Below are 17685 nucleotides of genomic sequence, written 5' to 3'. Positions count from 1 at the left end.
CGCGGTCAGCCTCCCGTCGCGGGAGCGCCGCCGCCCGCGGCGGGCCCCTGGGTCGAGGTCGGGCAGATCGTCTGCTGCGCGGGCGCGTTGAGCAGCTCGACCAGCGTGCCGAGCTGCGGGTTGGCCTGCGCGACCGCGTCCAGCAGCTGCGCGGAGTTGCAGGAGAGCAGGAACAGGCCGCGCCGGATCGGGCCGTGCGAGTCGGCCGTGGAGAACAGCGAGTTGCCGGCGTGGTTGACCCACGCCTGCCAGAACAGCATGCCCTCCTCCGCCTGGCCGGGCGGGTTGTAGGCGGCCGCGTTGAGCAGCTGGTTGAGGACGCCCACCGAGGCCGTGAGGTCGGGCGTCGCCTCCGCCAGGTCGCGCATCGCCGGGCGCAGCTCCTGCACCGTCGGCAGCGCGGCGCGCGTGAACGGGCGGATCTCGTCGCGGATGACCGGCGTCGACTCGCGCAGGAACGGGCGCGTCTTGCGCAGTGAAGGCCCGAGCGCGCGCGCCGCCGGACGCAGGTCCTCGAGCGTCGGCCCGAGCACGTCGGCGAGCGTCTCGACCTTGCCGAGCGTCGTCTGCGTCGTCTGCAGCGTGCCCGGCAGGCGCTGGAGGATGGCCTGCAGCGACGCGTCCTGCTGGGCCAGCGTGTCGAACACGGCGTTGGAGTTCTGCACGAAATTGGCGAGCTGGGTGTCGCGCTGGCCGAGCTCCTCGGTCAGCAGCGAGAAGTTGTGCACGACGCGCCGCAGGTGGTCGCGCCGTTCGGCCAGGCCCTCGTTGATCTCGCGCGCGTACTTGGCGGTCGGCTCCAGCCGGCGGATCGCCTGCGCGAGCTGCTGGCCCTTGCGCTCGGACCCGAGGCCCTCCGCGCCGTCGTTGAGCAGCAGCAGCAGGTAGTCGCGGGTGTCCGCGTCCAGCGCCGCGAGGATCTCGTCGAGGTTGACGTCCGGCAGCGTCTGCGAGATCGGGATCACGCCGCCCTCCTGCAGGCGGCCGGCCTCGGGGGTGCCCGGCGTGAGCTCGGCCACCATGTCCTTCAGGCCCGTCTTCGGCCGCAGCAGGATCGACGCGTCGCGGTAGATCCGGTCGTGCTTGCGCTGGATCTTCATGCCGATGATGGCCTTGCCGTCGCGCAGCTTGACCGACGAGATCTCGCCCACCTCGACGCCTGCGACGTTGACCGTCTGGCCCTGGCCCGGCGTGACCGCCTGCGCCGTCGTCATCTCGGCCTCGATCTCGAAGTAGTCCTTGCCCAGGACCGGCACGCCCGGCGGCAGCGCGAGCCGCTGCTTGTCGAGGATGTAGACCGAGACCACGAACGCGACGACGAGCAGGCCGAGGATCGCCAGGAAGTCCGGCAGGTGCTTGCGGATCGCCGTCACTTGCCCGCTCCGAACGGGTTGAGCTTGCGGCGGATGACCTTCAGCTCGGTGGCCTTGCGCAGCTTGTCCTGCTTGGTCCTGGCGGCCGCCGCCGTCGGCCCGCCGCCCGGCGCCGTCTTGCCCGCCAGCGGGCCGTTGACGTTCGGCAGCGTCTGCGTGTGGCACGGCACGTCGTCGCGGTAGGTCGGCTTCTTGGGCGGCATCGCCGGCCGGTTGCCGAGCGGCGCCTCGATGAAGTTGCCGAACAGCTCGCCGAGGCTCGTCGAGTTCGGCCCCAGCGACAGCGTCTGCGAGCCGCCGCCGGTCTGGAAGCGCACGTACATGCCGTTGCCGTCGAAGTTCTGGCCCTCGCCCGCGATGCCGACCAGCGCGTAGAAGAACTCCTTGTAGTTCTCCTCGCCGTTGGTGAACTCGTCCTGGACGACCAGGTCCCCGGCGGGCAGCACGACGTCGCGCACGCACCTGGACAGCAGGTCGACCTGCGGGAGCAGCTCGGTGGCCCGGTCGATCAGCCGCGCCAGGTCGACGGTGGCCGGCGAGAGCTCCGCGGCCAGGCCGCCCAGCTCCTCGGGCTGCACGAGCGCCCGGGTCTGCTCGATCCACGGGAACGCGGCCTCGATCGTCGCCGGCGTCTCGCGCACGCCCGGACGGATCTCGGTCGCGAACGCGCGCGTGGGCGGGAACGCCGCGTTCAACGCGTCGAACGCGCTGTTGGCCGCGGCCAGCGTCGGCGGCAGCTCGCGGATGGAGGCGCGCAGGTTCGCGGACTCGCCCGCGAGCGCGGCGGTGGTCGTGTTCAGGTTGGTGATCAGGTCCTGCAGCGACTGCTCGTAGCGGCTCAGCTCCTCCGCCGTGCGGGCGGTGCCGCGGATGAGGCGGTTGATGTCCCGCGTCGGCTGGGTGCCCATCAGCGCCTCGAGCACCTGGGCCGTGGAGCGCTCCGCGGCCGGGATGTCGTCCAGCGCGTCGTTGAAGGACTCGGCCGCCGTCTCGCCCTGCGCGAGCTCGTGCGAGTCCGCGTCCTGCTCCTCCGTCGGCTCCGACGTGAGCGTCGTGTTCAGGCCCTTGAGCAGCTTCGTCAGGTCCTCGCGCGAGTCAGCCTGCAGCGACGTGAGGATCTCGTCCAGCTGCACCGGCGAGGCCGTCTGCGTGACCGCGATCATGTCCCCCGACTCCAGCTGCGGGGAGCCCGGCGTGCCCGGCTTGAGGTCCACGAAGAAGTTGCCCTCGAGGAAGATGCGCGGGCGGATCTTGGCCGTCGCGTTCTCGTGCAGCGGCAGCGCGCTGTCCTTGAGCTCCATGACGAGCATCGCGTCGTTGGAGCCCTCGACCGGCTCGACCGCCTTGACCTTGCCGACCTCCACGCCCGCGATGCGCACGGGCGAGTTGGGCCGGATCGAGTTCGCCGACTGGAACTGCGCGCGCAGCTCGAAGCCGGACTTCAGCGGGATGTCCTTGGTGAAGCCGAAGTACATGATCACCGCGATCACGGCCACGGCCAGCAGGCCGATGAACGCGTTCGAGCGGCGCGGGCCGTGGCGACGCGTGCGGGCCATCAGCGCGCGTCCCCCTGGCGGGCGTAGCCCTCGGTGCGCGCCTGCTGCGTGCCGGGGACGTTGCCGGTGACCGTGCGGCCCGCGAGGTAGGGCTCGTTGCCGGACTCGCACTCACGGGGCTGGCCGGGCGACGCGGTGTTCGGGTACGGGTTGGTGTGCAGGTGGTTGTCGACCGTCGGGCCGTTGGCCGGGCCGGAGGACGGGCCGCCCTCGTTGTTCGGGCCCTGCGGCATCGCGACGATGCTGAACCGCTGCCAGGTGCCGTTGCGGTCGCCCTCGCTCAGCAGCGACGAGATGTTGCGGAAGAAGAGCGTGATGTAGTTGCAGACCGTCTGGGCGGGCGCAAGGAAGGCGAGCGTCGGGTCGGCGGATTTCACGAGCGCGTTGGTGGACTGGATGCCGCGCGGGACGAGCGGGTCGTTGGCGAACGTCCGCACCTCCTCCAGCAGCGACTCCAGGCGCCGGTTGAGCGCCGGCGTGCGCGGCAGCACGTCGATCCCGGCGCCGAGCGCGTCCGACAGCGCGGGCGCCGCCGTGCGCAGCGCGCGCACGCCGGGCCCCAGCTCGCGCATGAGGCCCTCGGTGTTGGCCAGGAACGGGCGCTGGTTCGGCAGCGACTCGATGCCGGCGTCCAGCGCGGGCTTGCCGCCCGAGATCGAGTCCTGGATGTAGGGCCGCGCGACCTCGTTGAGCGCCGCCATCGTCGTGTTCAGGTTGCGGAACAGCGTCGCCTGCGTCTCCGCGGCGGGCGCGACGATCGCCGCCGTCTCGCCCGCCTCCACGACGAAGCCCTCGAGGTTCGTGCGCGGGTCGGCGAGGTTCTGCATCACGGGCACGACGTCGCGCAGCAGCGGCCGGAACGCGCCGATCGCGGTGTTGATCGACTCGCCGCGGCCCGCGAACGCGGTCCCGAAGCCCTCGAGGTTGGCCTGCGAGGCGGCGCGCGTGTCCTCGTCGAACATGTTCAAGAACTCGTCGAGCTCGACGGGCGTCTCGGCGCGAGCGAGCGGGATCGTGTCCCCGTCGTCGAAGCTCGCGCGCGCGGACCCGCGCGTGATCTCCACGTACTTGAGGCCGAGCGCCGAGCGCGGGCGCACGAGCAGCGTGGAGTCCTCGGGCAGCGGGCCGGCGTCCTTGTCGAGCGTCATCGTCACCACCGCGATGACCTGGCCGTTGTCGAGCTGGCGCGGCTTGATGGCGGTGACCGCGCCGATGCGCGTGCCGCCCACCTTGACGTCGTTGCCGACCGTCAGCTGCGCCGCGCTGGGCAGCTCCGCGTCGACCCGGTAGGTCGGGACGAACGGCAGGCCCTTGTTGGCGTTGTAGGACAGGAAGACGGCGACGAGGATCACCAGCACCGTGGCGGCGCCGATCAACACCGGGTTCCCGGCGATCCCTCCTCGCGAGGATCTCATCCGCCCTCCTCCCCGAACAGGAAGTCGAGCAGCCCTTCGCCCGGGTCGGGTGTGGCCGTCGGGGCGGGCGCGGTCGGGGTGGGCGGCGCGGCGGTGGGCGCGGGCGTCTCGGCGGCGGGCGGCGCCGTCGTGGGCGCGGAGGACGGCGCGGGCGCCGGAGCCTGCTCCACGGGCGAAGCGGACGGCGGCGCGGTGGCGGTCGCCGTCGCCGTCGGGGCCGCGCCACGGATGCGCGGCGCCGCGCCGGCGGGCGCCTCGGCCTTCCCGCCCGGCTTCTTCGCCGTCAGCGTCCGGTCGATCTTCGCCTTCTCCTGCTCGACCTGCTGGCCGAGGGCGCGCGCGATCGCGATCGCGGTCGCACGCAGCACCGGGTCCTCGCCGACGCCGTCGACGGCGCTGGACGCCCTGGCCGTGGCCGCGCTCGCGCCGGCGGCCGGCGGGTAGTTCGCCGTGCAGCCCGCGACCGGCCGGACGGCGTAGGTCGTGCACTGGTTCACGAGCAGCCCGGCGCGCAGGTAGTGCCCCGTCGCGTCGTAGCCGTTGATCGCGGCGACCTGGAAGAAGATGTAGTCCATCAGGCGCTGGATGCCGTCCGTGTCCCGGAAGGACTCGAGCACGCCGCGCAGGTTCGTGCCGACGGGGCGGATGTCGTTGGCCAGCGAGCGCAGGTCGGCGATCACGGGGCGCGCCTCGGTGAGGGCGGGCGTGCCGGTCTGCGCCGCCTCGCCGAGCGAGTCGATCGCCGGGATCGCGGCTTCGGAGAACGGGCCGAGCCGGCGCACCACGTTGTTGATGTCGTCCGCGCGGGCGCCCAGGTCGGTCAGCAGCGGCGTGGACTCATCCGCGAGCGAGCCGAGGCGCTCCATCGTCGGGTCGAACTCGTCCAGGAACTCCGGCAGCGTCTCGATGTCGGCCGCCAGGTCCTCGCGCCGCTCGGCCGTGGCCTCGGCGACGCGGCTGGAGTTGCGGATCGCGCTCGCCACCTGCCGGCGGTCGCGCGCGAGCGGGGCGAGCACCGTGTCGGAGTTGACCGCGAGCTGCTCGAGCACCGTGTTCTGGCGGGCGAGGATCTCCAGCACGCGGTCGGTCTCGCGCAGCGCCGGGTTCGCGCGCCGGATCACGTCGTTGAGGTCGCGGCCGCGGCCGGCGAGGCCGGTGCCGAGCTCGTTGAGGATCAGCGACAGCCGCTCGCGCTCGGGCTCGCGCATCGTGTTGCCGATCAGGTCGATGTCCACGGACTGCGACGTGTTCTCCACCGGCACCAGGCGCTGGCCCTCACCTGGGCCGGACTCGATGAGGTCGAGGTCGGGCGGCGGCTCGGCGTTGGCCGAGCGCACCTGCGTCGGCTTGCACTCCACGAAGCGCTCGCCGATCAGGTTCTGCGGGCGCACGATGCAGCTCGCGTCGCGCTTCCAGTTCCTGTAGCCGGGCTCGGTGATCTCGAGCACGACCGCGGCCTTGAAGTCCTCCGTGACGTCGATCGACGCGATCTTGCCGACGCGGACGCCCGCGATCTTGACGTCCTCGCCCGGGATCACGAAGCCGGCGTTGTCGAAGATCGCGCGCACGCGGTACGCGCCGTCGTCCTCGCGGTTCCCGAAGATGAGGAAGGCGCCGACGGCGATGACGGCGACGATCGCGAGGCCTGCGAGGAACCGGATCATGGGCCCGCCAGCACCTGCGTCGGGTCGCAGTCCAGGTTGCCGCCGGAGTCGCGGTAGGGCGCGGAGCCGTCGGCCGCGGGCTGGCTCGCGGAGCCGGGGCAGCGGCGCAGCATGCCGGTCTGCAGGCCGGCCAGGCGCTGCGCGACGGGCAGCGGCACCAGCTGCGGCGGGCCGACCGGCAGGTCGTGCACCTGGAAGGCGTTGAAGATCGGCTGGATGCGCGCGTAGTGGCCGTTGGCGTCGTAGTTGGCGGCGCCGACGCCGAAGTCGCGGAACCAGCCGACGAGCTCCGGGATGTAGGGCCGGATGAACTCGAGCACGGGCTGGCTGCGCTGCAGCGCGCCCGTGGAGTTGCGCATCGCCGGGCTCGCGACGCGCTGGAAGCCGGGCAGCTTCTGCGTGGCCTCGACCAGGTCGTTGTCGGCCCCGGGCCGGCGGACGAGCGTCGAGAGGTTCGCGATCGTCGGCTTGGAGTCGCGCACCAGCGGGCGCAGCTCGCGCAGGAAGGGCGCCAGGTCCTCGGTCGCGGGCTTGGACTCGGCCACCAGCGGGTCCAGGTCATCCAGCGTCGAGCGCAGGTTCACGAGCGTCGAGTTGCCGCGGCGCAGCGTGGTCGGCAGCAGCGACAGCGCCTGCTGGAGCGCCGCGTTCTCGCTCGCGATCGCGCCCGTGGTCGCGTTGGCGTTGCCCACGAGCGCGCTCAGGTCTTCGCGCTTCTCTGCGATCGCCGTGACCGTACGCGAGGAGGAGACGATGAAGTCCGTCAGCGCGTCCTCGTCGCGCGTGGCCTCGTTGACGAGCCGGCGCGCGCTGGACAGCATCGGGTTGAAGTACTTCGTGGCCTCGGCCGCCTGCTCGCCCTTGCCGTCGAGCTGGGTCCGGAAGCCGGCGATGATGCCCTGCAGGTCCTTGCGGGCGTCCGGGGTGAGCGTATTGAACAGCGCGTCGAGATCGACGGCCGTGGTCGTCTGCGAGGTGTCGATCGTGGCGCCCTCGCCGAGCGTCTTGCTCGCGTCCGGGCCGGGCGAGATCGCGACGTAGCGGTTCGCGATGCCCGACAGCGACGTGAGGCGGATCACCGCCTCGGTGCCTTCGCGCAGCGGCGCGTACGGCTCCTCCACCAGCACCTTGACCGCGGCCTGGTTGTCGTCGGTGAGCCGGATGTCGCGGATGGTGCCGACGGCGCGGCCGCCGATCTGCACGTTGTCGCCGACCACGAGCTGGCCGGCGTTCTCGAAGATGAGCGTGTACTCGTGGCCGCTCGCCCGCAGGACGAACAGGTACACCGCCAGCGCCACCAGAGCGGCGACGCCGAGTGCGACTGCGGCACGAGCCAACGCCAACGGTTACTCCATGCCCAGGGGGCCCTGGGAGGCCCCGGACAGGAACTGGCGCACGAACTGGTTCTCGGAGTCGAAGAGCTCCTCCGCCGGGCCGGACTCGACGATCCGTCCCTTCCACAGCACGGCGATGTACTCGGCCACGCGCTTGGCGCTCATGATGTCGTGCGTGATCACGACATAGGCGCCGCCGTTCTCCTCGTGGATCTCCTGGATGAGCTCGCACAGCAGCGCGGTGCGGACCGGGTCCAGGCCGGAGTCGGGCTCGTCGAAGAGCACGATGTCCGGGTCCAGCACGAGCGCTCGCGCGAACCCGGCGCGCTTGCGCATCCCGCCCGAGAGCTCGTTGGGCATCTTGTCGCTCGAGCCTTCGAGGCCGACCTCGCGCAGGCGCCGGTTGACGATGTCCTCGATCTCGTCCTCGCCCTTGTCGGTGTGCTGGCGCAGCGGGAACGCGACGTTGTCCCACAGGTTCATCGAGCCGAACAGCGCACCGTCCTGGAACAGCACGCCGAACTTCTTGCGCATCTCGAACAGCTCTTCGTCGCGCATGTTCGGGACCGACTCGCCGTGCACCAGCACGTCGCCCTCGTCGGGATACAGCAGCCCGACCATGTGCTTGATGCAGACCGACTTCCCGGTCCCCGACGGCCCGAGGATCATCGAGATCTTGTCGTTCGGGATGCCCATGTTCAGGCCGCGCAGGATCTTGTTGCGGCCGAACGCCTTGTGGACCTCGACGAACTCGACGGCGTCCTCCACCCCGGAGGGACGCTTCTTGCCCGTGTGCCACTTGTACTCGTCGTCTTCGCGCGGCTGAGTCATGTCACCCCCCGATCGGTGCGCGTGGGTTCGCACCCCAGAAGACCTGGGTGCCGAGCATGCCGATCAGGTGGACCAGCACGATGTTGAGGACCATCGATTTCGCGGTGGCGGTGCCGACGCCCACCGGCCCGCCGCTCGCCGTGTAGCCGTAGTAACAGCCGACGAGCACGATCGCGGTGGCCATGACCATCGCCTTGATGAGGCTGAATAAGAGGTCCGGTGGGTTCTGGAACATCCAGAAGATGAGGCTGTAGCCGCCGCTGGAGACCTCGCCGATCTGCTCGACCACCGCCAGGTAGGAGGCGAGGAAGCCGGCGCCGATCCCGGCCAGGTAGACGAACGGGAGCACGAGCCAGCTCGCCAGCAGGCGCGTCGCGCACAGGAACGTGATCGAGGAGATGCCCATCACCTCGAGCGCGTCGATCTCGTCGGAGATGCGCATGGAGCCGAGCTCGGCGACGATGCCGGTGCCGACCTTCGCGGCCATCATGTAGCCGAAGGCGTACGGGATCAGCTCGCGCAGGTCGCACCAGGCCGCGAACACGCCGGCATACGCGGGCGCGCCGGTGGCGCGGTTGAAGTACGCGGCCTCGATGCCGCACTGGAGGCCGATGATGAACGTCAGGCCCCAGATGACGAGCGTGCTGGAGAGGATCAGCACGCCGGCCTGGCGCAGCGCCTCGCCGAAGTAGCGGAAGACCTTCAGGCCGTAGACCTCGCCCATCACGCGCCCGCAGAAGCGGACGATCTCGCCGAAGGACGCGAGCCACTCGCGCGGTATCGCGAACCAGCTCATTTGATGTTGAGGATCTCCGGATGCGTCGCCAGCAGCGTCTGCGTGAAGACGTAGTTGAACGCGAAGACACCGAGCGTGGAGATGACGACGGCCTGGTTGACCGCGCGGCCGACCCCCGCAGCGCCGCCGGAGGCCGTCATGCCCTTGTAACAGCAGACGACGGCGATGATCGCGCCGAACATCGTGCACTTCAGGACGCTGCCCCAGAGGTCCGGGATGCTCGCGTTGGTCAGCAGGTTGGCGAAGAACGGGCCCATCGGCTGCTGGTTGACGCCGTTGGCGACCAGGCCGCCGAAGATGCCGAACAGCACGGCGAACACGTCGAACATGCCCGTGACGAGCATCAGGGCCAAGAACCGCGGCACGACGAGGTTCTTCACCGGGTCGACGCCGAGCACCTGCAACGCGTCGAGCTCCTCGCGGATCTTGCGTGCGCCGAGGTCGGCGGTGATGGCGGTGCCCGCCACGCCGGCGAGGACGATCGCCGTCACGAACGGGGCGAACTCGCGGATGGAGGCGAGCACGAAGAAGCCGCCGAGGCGGTCGTTGGCGCCGAACAGCGTGAGGAAGTTCGAGGCCTGCAGGCCCGGTGCGGCGTAGCCGAACGCGATCGTGGACACCATCAGCGGGAACCAGCACAGGCGCAGCGCGAACAGGAACTGCTGGACGAACTCCCCGCCATAGGGGTACGGCGGCCTGAGGGCAGACACGATCGTCTTCCCCGTCAGGATCATCATGTCGCCGACTTCCTCCAGCAGGTTCTTCGCTGGGAGGAAGAGGCGATCAGCCGCACCTCGTACCAAAGCTCTCCTCTTTCTGACGCCGCGTTACGGCGCTAAGCCCGGAAGGTTATGGCACCGATCTCGGACGCGAGCCAGCAACACCACGTCGATGCGCCGACCTCGCTCCAGATTGCGGGCGATCATCACGCCCTCCTCCCGGAATCCGAGCGCTTGCGCGAGCGCGCGAGCGGGCGCGTTGTCAGGGGTGGTCGTGATCTCGAGGCGGTCGAGGTCCAGCGTCTCGAACGCCCAGTCGACCAGCAGCGAGACCGCGGGCTTGGCGAGGTGGCGGCCACGCGCCTCGGGGATCAGCCAGTAGCCGATCTCGCCGCGCTTGTGGCGCCAGGAGAGCGTGTGCAGCATCACGTGGCCCAGGAACGGGCGCTTGGTCTCGTCGGTCACGGCCAGGCCGAGGAACTCCCCGCGGGCCCGCAACCCCGGTTGACGCGCGATGAAGCGACGCACCGCGGTCTCCGTCGGGTCCTCGTCGGCGCCGATGTTGACGCCGAGCTGCGGGTCCTGCCGGAAGGCGGCGGCGAAGGCGTGCGCGTCGCGGGCGCGCAGGCGGCGCAGCGCGACCCCGTCGCGCTCGAGACCGTCCGGGACCGGGAGGCTGTTCGCGGCCACCGATGTATCTTCACGCACGTGCGCCGGGTCGTCCTTCTCGCCGTCCTCGCCCTCGCGGGCTGCGGTGAGGCGCGCCAGGACGCGGACGAGCCGTCGGGCGAGTTCAAGGTCGAGGTCGTCGAAGCCTCGTTCCCGGAGACCCAGCACGTCGCCGAGCGGGCCGAGCTGAAGGTCACCGTGCGCAACGGGGAGAGCGAGGAGCGGCTGCGCAACGTGGCCGTGACCGTCGAGACCAAGCCGCGCGGTGAAGACGCCGCGCTCGCGTTCGGCCGCAACGTGCGCGGCGCCGGGCTCTCGAGCGCCGGCCGGCCGATCTGGGTGCTCGACGAGGGCCCGGCCGGCAGCGACACCTCCTCGGTGAACACGTGGTCGGCCGGCGAGCTGTTCCCGGGCCAGGAGAAGGAGCTGGTCTGGAAGGTCGTGCCGGCCAAGGCCGGCACGTACGAGATCTCCTACCGCGTCTCGCCCGGGCTCGCGGGCAAGGCGCGGCCCGCCGCCGGCCGGACCAGCGGCACCTTCACGGTCGTGATCGAGGACGAGCCGGTCCCCGCGCGCGTGAACGACGACGGCGAGGTCGAGCGCGGCGGCGAACCGCCGGGCGGTGAGCTCTAGATCTGCGTGACGTTGACGGCCTTGGGGCCCTTGGGCCCGGGCTCGGAGTCGTAGGTCACCCGCGCGCCCTCGCGCAGCGTGCGAAATCCGTCCGCGTTGATACCCGAGTGATGGACGAAGTGGTCGGCGCCGGAATCATCGGGCGTGATGAATCCGAAGCCCTTGTCGTCGTTGAACCACTTCACGGTGCCGGTAGGCAAGGCTGCGTCTCCGTCGTGCTGGTTGGCGGGCGCGTGAAAGTACCATGATTGGACCGGTTAACGTCGGTTTACACCCTCGCAGCTCACCAATCGGTCACGTCGGTCCGCTCGCACCGTGTCGCGGCCCGATCCGCAGTTGACCTCGTCGCGCGTCCCGTCGCGCACGTCGATCGTGTCGCTCCCCGGCCCGGACTCGATGTCGTCGCGCCCGGAGCCCCCGTCGATCCGGTCCTTGCCGCCCCCGGATTCGATCTGGTCGTTGCCGGAGCCGCCGCTTATCCGGTCGTTGCCGGACTCCGTCGCGATCAGGTCGTTCCCCGCCCCGCCCTCGATCCGGTCCGACCCCGCTCCGGTGGCGATCCAGTCGTCCCCGGCACCCGCGTCGATCCGGTCGAGCCCGGTCCCGCCGTCGATCTCGTCGTCATCGTCGCCGGCGTCGACCTCGTCGTTGCCGGCGTCCGCCGACAGCGAGTCCACGCCGGCCTCGCCCAGCAGCTGGTCGTTCCCGCGCCCCGCGATCAGCGTGTCGTCCCCGTCACCGCCGCGCAGCGTGTCGTCCCCGCCCGTCCGGTCGTCGTCGTCGGTGCACACGTCCGGCCGCTCCGTCCCCGGCGGGCACACGCCGTCCCCGTGCAGCACGTCCCGCCCGGGCCCGCCGTCGATCCGGTCGTCGTCCCCCAGCCCGAAGACCACGTCGTCCCCGCCCTTGGCGAGCACCTGATCCGCCCCGGGCGTGCCCTGCAGGAAGTCGGTGAGGTCCGTGCCCTCGATCGTCGCAGCGCTCAGCGCGAGTGTGGCGGCCGCGGCCGCGATCCATCCGTTCACGTGCTCTATTGAACCCGCGACAGGGCCCGGCGATGCGGGGGTGCGTCGAGAAACCGTCCTGTGAGGACGCGTTCTCGACGCACCCCCAGCCGTCAGCGGTGCAGGCGCGGAGCGATGATGCGATAGGCCTTCAGGCCGAGGCCCAGCCGCTCGCGATCCTCGCTCAGCAACGGGTCCAAGCCCGTCAGCTCCTTCACCCGCTCCAGCCGGTACGCGACCGTATGCCGGTGCGCGTAGATCGCCGAAGCGGTCGCGTTCATGTTGCAGTTGCGTTCCAGGTAGGCGCTCAGGGTGCCGACCAGGTCCGTCGAGTACTGCGCGTCGTAGGCGACCAACGGCGCCACGGTGTCCTCGTAGAAGGACCGCACCTCCTCGGGGTGCGAGGCCAGCACGCGGAACAGCAGCCGGTAGGTGCCCGTGCCGATGTCCTCGTCGATCGGGACGTCGCTGCGGCGCAGCACGTCTAGCACGAGCTCGGCCTCCTGGATCGCGCGGCCCAGGTCGGCGACGTCCGCGTAGAACGAGGACACGCCCACGGTCCCGTGGCGCTGCAGCCGCGCCGCCAGCCGGCGCGCCGCGGCCAAGGTGGCGCTCGCGTCCGCCCCGCCGACGGCCGGCAGCAGCGCGTAGACGCGGCCGGACCCGCCGCCGCCGTCCATGTGCTGGGCCAGCGCGCCGGGGTGCTCGCCCGCGATCGTCGCCACGACGTGCCGGGGACGGTCAGACGACAGCTCCGCGCACAGCGCCACCGCGCCGCGACTCAAGTCGCAGCCCAGCCGCGCCGCCCGCCGCAGCACCTCGTCGGCCTCCAGGTCATCGCGCCCGCGCAGCTCCTCCAGGAAGGAGCCGCGCAGGTTCTGCTCGACCTCCAGCCGGGCCTCCTCGACCGCGACCTCGGTCAGGCACGCCACGGCCGCGACGTGCAGGAACTCCAGCGCCTCGGGGGCGGGGTCCTCCTCGCCGAGCAGCAGCACCGCGCCGAGCTGCTCGTCGCCGGAAGCGATCGGCACCTCGGCCAAGATTCCCGGCGGGACCGCCGCCGCGCGGTTGCGTGCCCGCTCGCTCACGTACCGTCGCAGCGCGGGCAGCTCGGCCACCGGGCCGGACGCGGCCGCCGCGCCCAGGCGGGGCACCACGATCGCCACCACTCCGCCGGTCTCGCCGGCCGCGAGCGTCGCGACCCCCTCCAGGCCGTCGCCGCTGAGCACCGCGTCGACCATGCGCAGGTGGATCGCGCGGACCCGCTCCATCACGGTGGCTCCGCGGTCGTCGCGGGGGGCCTCCATCGCCACGTTCAATACGCCTCCTTCGTACGCGGGGCGGCTGTGGTGAGCCGCCCCGCGCATCCGCCGTCTGACTAGGTCAGACCCGCTAGGTCGCCGCCTGCGCGACGCCCGGGTGGGCCTGCAGGGTCTCTTCGCCGGACTCGCCCGTGCGAATCCGGTAGGCCTCCTCGACGGGCAGGACGAACACCTTGCCGTCGCCGATCGAGCCGGTGCGGGCGTGCTTGAGGATGGCCTCGACCACCGTCTGCACGTCACCGCTGGCCACGACGCACTCGAGCTTGACCTTCGGCCGCAGCCAGTTGGTCAGCTCGGCGCCGCGGTAGCGCTCCGTGATGCCCTTCTGCCGTCCGGAGCCCTTGACCTCCGAGATCGACAGGGACGGGAACCCCAGTTCCAGGAGCTCCATCCGGATCGGCTCGAATGCCTCGTGCCGAATGAACGCCTCGATCTTTTTCACGCCGGAACCTCCCGAGTCGTGGCCTTCGGAGTCGCGCTACCGACCGGCGCGTTCGCCGGGGAGTAGCCCACGAGCTCCGGGGCCGGAATGAACTGCTCGGGATACCCGTACATGCCGTGCTCGGAAATGTCCAGACCGGCTTCCTCTTCCTCGGCCGACACGCGGAGGCCGTAGGTCTTCTTGATCAGCCAGAAGGTGACGAAGGACGCGCTGAACACGAACACGAACGCGACGATCACACCGACCGCCTGGTTGCCGAGCTGGCCGAGGCCGCCGCCGTAGAACAGGCCCGGCTCGCCGACCGCGTTCTTGGCGGCGAGGCGATCGGACGTGAACAGGCCGCACGCGAGCGTGCCCCAGATGCCGGCCAGGCCGTGCGCGGAGAGCGCGCCGACCGGGTCGTCGAGGACCTTGTCGATCGCGAGGATGCCGAAGACGACGACCACACCGGCGACCAGGCCGATGATCGGCGCCGCCCACAGCTCCACGTAGCCCGACGGGGCGGTGATGGCGACCAGGCCGGCGATCGCGCCGTTGCCCGCCATGCCGATGTCGATCTTGCGGACCTTGAGCCACATCACCGCGACCGCGGCGAGCACGCCGCCGGCGGCGCCGAGGTTGGTGACCGCGGCGATCTCCGGGAAGCGGCCGTCGAGCGCGCCGAGCGTCGAGCCGGGGTTGAAGCCGAACCAGCCGAGCCACAGGATCAGGACGCCGAGGCCGAACAGCGGCATGCTGTGGCCCGGGATGGCGCGCGGCTTGCCGTCGTTGCCGTACTTGCCGCGGCGGGCGCCGAGCAGCAGGAGCACGGCGAGCGCGCCGGAGGCGCCGATCAGATGGACCACCGTGGAGCCGGCGAAGTCCTGGACCGAGAACTGCTCGGCGACCCAGCCGCCGCCCCAGATCCAGTGCGCGCCGATCGGGTAGATGATCGCCGAGAAGACGATCGCGTAGATCACGTACACGCCGAACTTGACGCGCTCGAGCGTGGTGCCCCAGACGATCGCCAGCGACACGGCGCAGAACACGAACTGGAAGAAGAACAGCGCCTCGACGGTGATCGTGCCGTCCGGCAGGCTGATGAGCGGGAAGTCGGCGGTGGGATTGTCACCGGCCAGGAAGAAGCCGCTCGTGCCGATCAGAGATCCGCCGTCACCGAACGCGAAGGCGAAACCAACCGCCCAGAAGCAGATCGCCGCGATCGAGAAGTTGACCAGGATCTTCGCGATGATCGTGCCGGCGTTCTTGCCGCGCGAGAAGCCGATCTCCAGGAAGGCGAAGCCCGCCTGCATGAACATCACGAGGACGGCCGCGACCATCACCCAGATCGAGTTGATTCCGACCTCGACGGGCAGCTGGCCCTCATCAGCCATCCGCAGGGTCGCCGGGTCCGCCATCGCTACCGCGGGCACGGCCAGTAGTGCGAGCAGCCCGGCCCCCATACCGGTCGCCCAACGGGTCCTACGCATCGTTCCTCCTCTGTGAAACAGCATCGAGGAGCAGTCTCCGTTGCGAGGGTCAGCGCATCATTGTCCCCGTGTCGAAGATTCGCTAGGCGCAGTTCTCCCTGCGGTCGATCCCGCTTGTGCGACCAGTACAGCGACGTCGTCGCGCACCGCGCCGCCGCCCGCCTGAGCCGCCGCAGCCAGGCAGTTGAGCGCCGTTTCCCGCGCGTGTGAGGCGCGCGCGGCGCGCAGCAGATCGCCCACGTCCTCGGTGGACAGCGTGCGCGCCGGAGCACCCGCTTCGGTCAACCCGTCCGTGTAGAGCAGCAGCGTGTCCCCGGGGGCCAACCGCGTCTCGACGTCGTGCACGCGCGGGTCCTCGAGCACGCCCAGCAGCGTGCCCGTGCACTCCAGCGCGCGCAGGTTCCCGTCCGGGTCCAGCAGCACCGGGGGCGGATGCCCGCCGCACGCGAGCGTGACCGCGAAGCCGTCCCCGTGCGCGATCAACCGCGCGAAGACCGCGGTCAGGAACTGCCCCGGCCGCCCCTCCGCCAGCACGGCGCGGTTGAGCGCGCGCAGGACGTGGCTCGGCGCCGCGCCCTCGACCGCCGCCGCGCGCACGGTGTGACGGGCGAGCGCCGTCAGCGCGGCGGCGTCGACACCCTTGCCGCACACATCGCCGATCGCGATCCCCCACACGTCCGGCGCGATCGTGAACGCGTCGTAGAAGTCGCCGCCGACGTCGAGCCCGATGGTGCCCGCGTTGAGCTCCGCCGCGAGGTCCAGTCCTGGGATGCTCGGAAGGCCGCGAGGCAGCAGCGAGGCCTGCAGCGTCTGCGCGACGTCGCGCTCGCGCTCGTAGAGCTGCGCGCGGGCGAGGGCGATGGCGCACTGGGTCGCGAGCGCGGCGAGCAGGTCGTGCTCGCCCGCTTCGAGCGTGCGCGGGCGGGTGAAGTCGATCAGCAGCACGCCGAGCGGGTCGCCCGCGGTCACCAACGGGAACGCGACGAGCGCCGGCACGTCCGCGAGCTCCGGGAAGCGCTCGGCCATCTCCTCCGGCGTGCGCACGTGCACGGGACGCCCGGTGCGCACGGACTCGGCGGTCGGCCGGCGCGCGCCGAGCGCGACCTGCGCGAGCCGGCCGTGCTTGGAGGCGTTGAGCCCGTCGATCGCGGCCAGCTCCAGCCACTCGCCGCGCACGAGCAGCAGCGCGGCGCCGTCGCTGTCGAACGCCGCCCGGGCCTCCGCGACCGCCGTCTCGGCCACGTCGGTGACCGTGACGGCCGCGGCGAGCGTCGCGGTCGCGTGCTGGAGTCGCTGGCGCGCGTCCTCGGCCTGCCGGCGCGCCTCGACGTCGGACACCGCGGCGCCGACCGCCACCGGCTCCTCGCCACCCGCGAGGACCGGGAAGTAGCTGGCCTCGAAGCGGTGGCCGTCGACCGCGATCTCGATGTCGAGCACGGGCTGCCCGGTCGCGAGCACCCGCTCGAGCGCCGCGACCGCGTCAGGGTGCTGAACGCGCCTGCCGATGTGGTCGGCCGCCGCGCGCCCGTTCATCCGCGCGAGCGCGTCGTTGACCCGCAGGTAGCGCAGGTCGCGGTCCACGAACGCGAGCCCGAGCGGCGCCTCGCCGAAGACGGCATCGAGCTCGGCCAGGTACCGCTCGCCGATCCGCCGCAGCTCGGCCTCGGAAGCCGCCAGGTTCGTGGCAGTGGCGTTGAACGCCTGCGCGAGCTCGATCGTCTCCGGCGGGCCCGACTCGGGCAGGCGGGCGCCGTAGCGGCGGGCGCCGAGCTCGCGTGCGAACGTCTGCAGGCGGCCGACCGGGATCACGACGCTCCGCACGGCGCCGTAGGAGATGAGCGCGATCAGCGCGAGCAGGACGGCCAGGCCGCCGCTGGCGGTGACGATCGCCTGCCGGCGCAGGTCCGCGGTCACCTCGCGGCGCCGCATCAGCTCGCGGCGCTCGTAGCGGTCGAGCTGGATCAGCGTGAGGCGCAGCTCGTCGAAGTCGAGCCGCTCGTCCAGGGCGGTCTCGCGCGAGCGGTCCATGCGCGCGACGATGCTGTCGAGCGAGGCCGTGTACGTCTCGGCCTGGCGGCGCAGGAGGTCGATCCGGGGCCGCTGCTCGGTGTCGTCGCGCACGGCGGCGAGCGCCTCGATCTGGTACGGCAGCTCGCGGCGCGCGAGGTCGAACGGCGTGCGCAGCGACTCGTCGCCGGTGAGCAGGTAGCCGCGCACGCCGCGCTGCATGTCGCGCGTGAGCCGCTGCGCGCTGGCGATCGCGTTCCGGGCGTCGGTCACCTCACGCGCCGGCCCGGCCGCGCGCTGCTGCTCGTGCAGCGCGTTGAGCAGCAGCGCGAACGTGATCGCGGACACGACCGCGATCAGGCCACCGGCGGCCAGCACGCGTACACGGAGGCCCCAGGGTCGGCGCACGAAGGGGCACTCTATGGCGTGCGGCGAAGTGGGCGCACTCCGA

The 17685-nt window shown here is 71.5% G+C and carries 16 protein-coding genes; 1 reads left to right on the top strand and 15 read right to left on the bottom strand.

Annotated features, from left to right (window positions below; all coding sequences use genetic code 11):
• Nucleotides 1–5: 5 nt before the first annotated feature.
• The 9 genes from OJ962_RS08355 to OJ962_RS08315 form a co-directional block, all read right to left on the bottom strand.
• Complete coding sequence (locus OJ962_RS08355) at nt 6–1373, bottom strand: MlaD family protein (RefSeq protein ID WP_202955831.1); 1368 nt, start codon at nt 1371–1373, stop codon at nt 6–8.
• Complete coding sequence (locus OJ962_RS08350) at nt 1370–2929, bottom strand: MlaD family protein (RefSeq protein WP_202955830.1); 1560 nt, start codon at nt 2927–2929, stop codon at nt 1370–1372. The genes OJ962_RS08355 and OJ962_RS08350 overlap by 4 nt, the downstream gene beginning before the upstream one ends.
• Nucleotides 2929–4344 (bottom strand): MlaD family protein, encoded by a 1416-nt coding sequence (locus OJ962_RS08345; RefSeq protein ID WP_202955829.1) that lies wholly within the window; start codon nt 4342–4344, stop codon nt 2929–2931. Before OJ962_RS08345 ends, OJ962_RS08350 begins: the two co-directional genes overlap by 1 nt.
• Nucleotides 4341–6008 carry an MlaD family protein gene (locus OJ962_RS08340; protein WP_202955828.1) on the bottom strand — a complete coding sequence of 556 codons (1668 nt, stop codon included), beginning with the start codon at nt 6006–6008 and terminating at the stop codon, nt 4341–4343. Before OJ962_RS08340 ends, OJ962_RS08345 begins: the two co-directional genes overlap by 4 nt.
• Complete coding sequence (locus OJ962_RS08335) at nt 6005–7345, bottom strand: MlaD family protein (protein WP_202955827.1); 1341 nt, start codon at nt 7343–7345, stop codon at nt 6005–6007. The genes OJ962_RS08340 and OJ962_RS08335 overlap by 4 nt, the downstream gene beginning before the upstream one ends.
• Before the next feature lie 9 nt (nt 7346–7354).
• Nucleotides 7355–8173: an ABC transporter ATP-binding protein gene (locus tag OJ962_RS08330; protein WP_202955826.1), complete on the bottom strand. Its 819-nt coding sequence runs from the start codon at nt 8171–8173 to the stop codon at nt 7355–7357.
• A 1-nt stretch (nt 8174) separates the two neighbouring features.
• The gene (locus OJ962_RS08325; protein WP_202955825.1) at nt 8175–8969 is read right to left on the bottom strand and encodes an ABC transporter permease; all 795 of its coding nucleotides are present in this window, start codon (nt 8967–8969) and stop codon (nt 8175–8177) included.
• Nucleotides 8966–9706, bottom strand: a complete 741-nt coding sequence (locus tag OJ962_RS08320; protein WP_202955824.1) for an MlaE family ABC transporter permease — start codon at nt 9704–9706, stop codon at nt 8966–8968. The genes OJ962_RS08325 and OJ962_RS08320 overlap by 4 nt, the downstream gene beginning before the upstream one ends.
• 90 nt (nt 9707–9796) lie before the next feature.
• Entirely contained in the window at nt 9797–10378 is a 582-nt protein-coding gene (locus OJ962_RS08315) for a GNAT family N-acetyltransferase (protein WP_202955823.1), read from the bottom strand.
• An 18-nt stretch (nt 10379–10396) separates the two neighbouring features.
• Here OJ962_RS08315 and OJ962_RS08310 point away from each other — a divergent pair, with 18 nt between their 5' ends.
• A complete protein-coding gene (locus OJ962_RS08310; protein ID WP_202955822.1) occupies nt 10397–10990 on the top strand; it encodes a COG1361 family protein in 594 nt (197 codons plus the stop codon).
• Here the strand turns inward: OJ962_RS08310 and OJ962_RS08305 are convergent.
• The 6 genes from OJ962_RS08305 to OJ962_RS08280 all read right to left on the bottom strand — a co-directional run bounded on the left by OJ962_RS08305 (nt 10987) and on the right by OJ962_RS08280 (nt 17642).
• Nucleotides 10987–11190 carry a cold-shock protein gene (locus tag OJ962_RS08305; protein ID WP_202955821.1) on the bottom strand — a complete coding sequence of 68 codons (204 nt, stop codon included), beginning with the start codon at nt 11188–11190 and terminating at the stop codon, nt 10987–10989. The genes OJ962_RS08310 and OJ962_RS08305 overlap by 4 nt on opposite strands.
• A gap of 57 nt (nt 11191–11247) precedes the next feature.
• Nucleotides 11248–12015 (bottom strand): calcium-binding protein, encoded by a 768-nt coding sequence (locus OJ962_RS08300; protein ID WP_202955820.1) that lies wholly within the window; start codon nt 12013–12015, stop codon nt 11248–11250.
• 92 nt (nt 12016–12107) lie between these two features.
• Entirely contained in the window at nt 12108–13301 is a 1194-nt protein-coding gene (locus OJ962_RS08295) for a PucR family transcriptional regulator (protein WP_238931984.1), read from the bottom strand.
• Nucleotides 13302–13386: 85 nt separating this feature from the next.
• Entirely contained in the window at nt 13387–13758 is a 372-nt protein-coding gene (locus OJ962_RS08290; protein WP_202955818.1) for a P-II family nitrogen regulator, read from the bottom strand.
• Nucleotides 13755–15227 carry an ammonium transporter gene (locus OJ962_RS08285; protein WP_202955817.1) on the bottom strand — a complete coding sequence of 491 codons (1473 nt, stop codon included), beginning with the start codon at nt 15225–15227 and terminating at the stop codon, nt 13755–13757. The genes OJ962_RS08290 and OJ962_RS08285 overlap by 4 nt, the downstream gene beginning before the upstream one ends.
• Before the next feature lie 57 nt (nt 15228–15284).
• Nucleotides 15285–17642 (bottom strand): SpoIIE family protein phosphatase, encoded by a 2358-nt coding sequence (locus OJ962_RS08280; protein WP_202955816.1) that lies wholly within the window; start codon nt 17640–17642, stop codon nt 15285–15287.
• Between the last annotated feature and the right edge of the window lie 43 nt (nt 17643–17685).

The sequence above is a fragment of the Solirubrobacter deserti genome, from assembly GCF_027587175.1.
GTDB lineage: Bacteria > Actinomycetota > Thermoleophilia > Solirubrobacterales > Solirubrobacteraceae > Solirubrobacter > Solirubrobacter deserti.
Note: the sequence above shows the minus strand (reverse complement) of the source record. Positions and strands in the feature narration are given on the sequence as shown.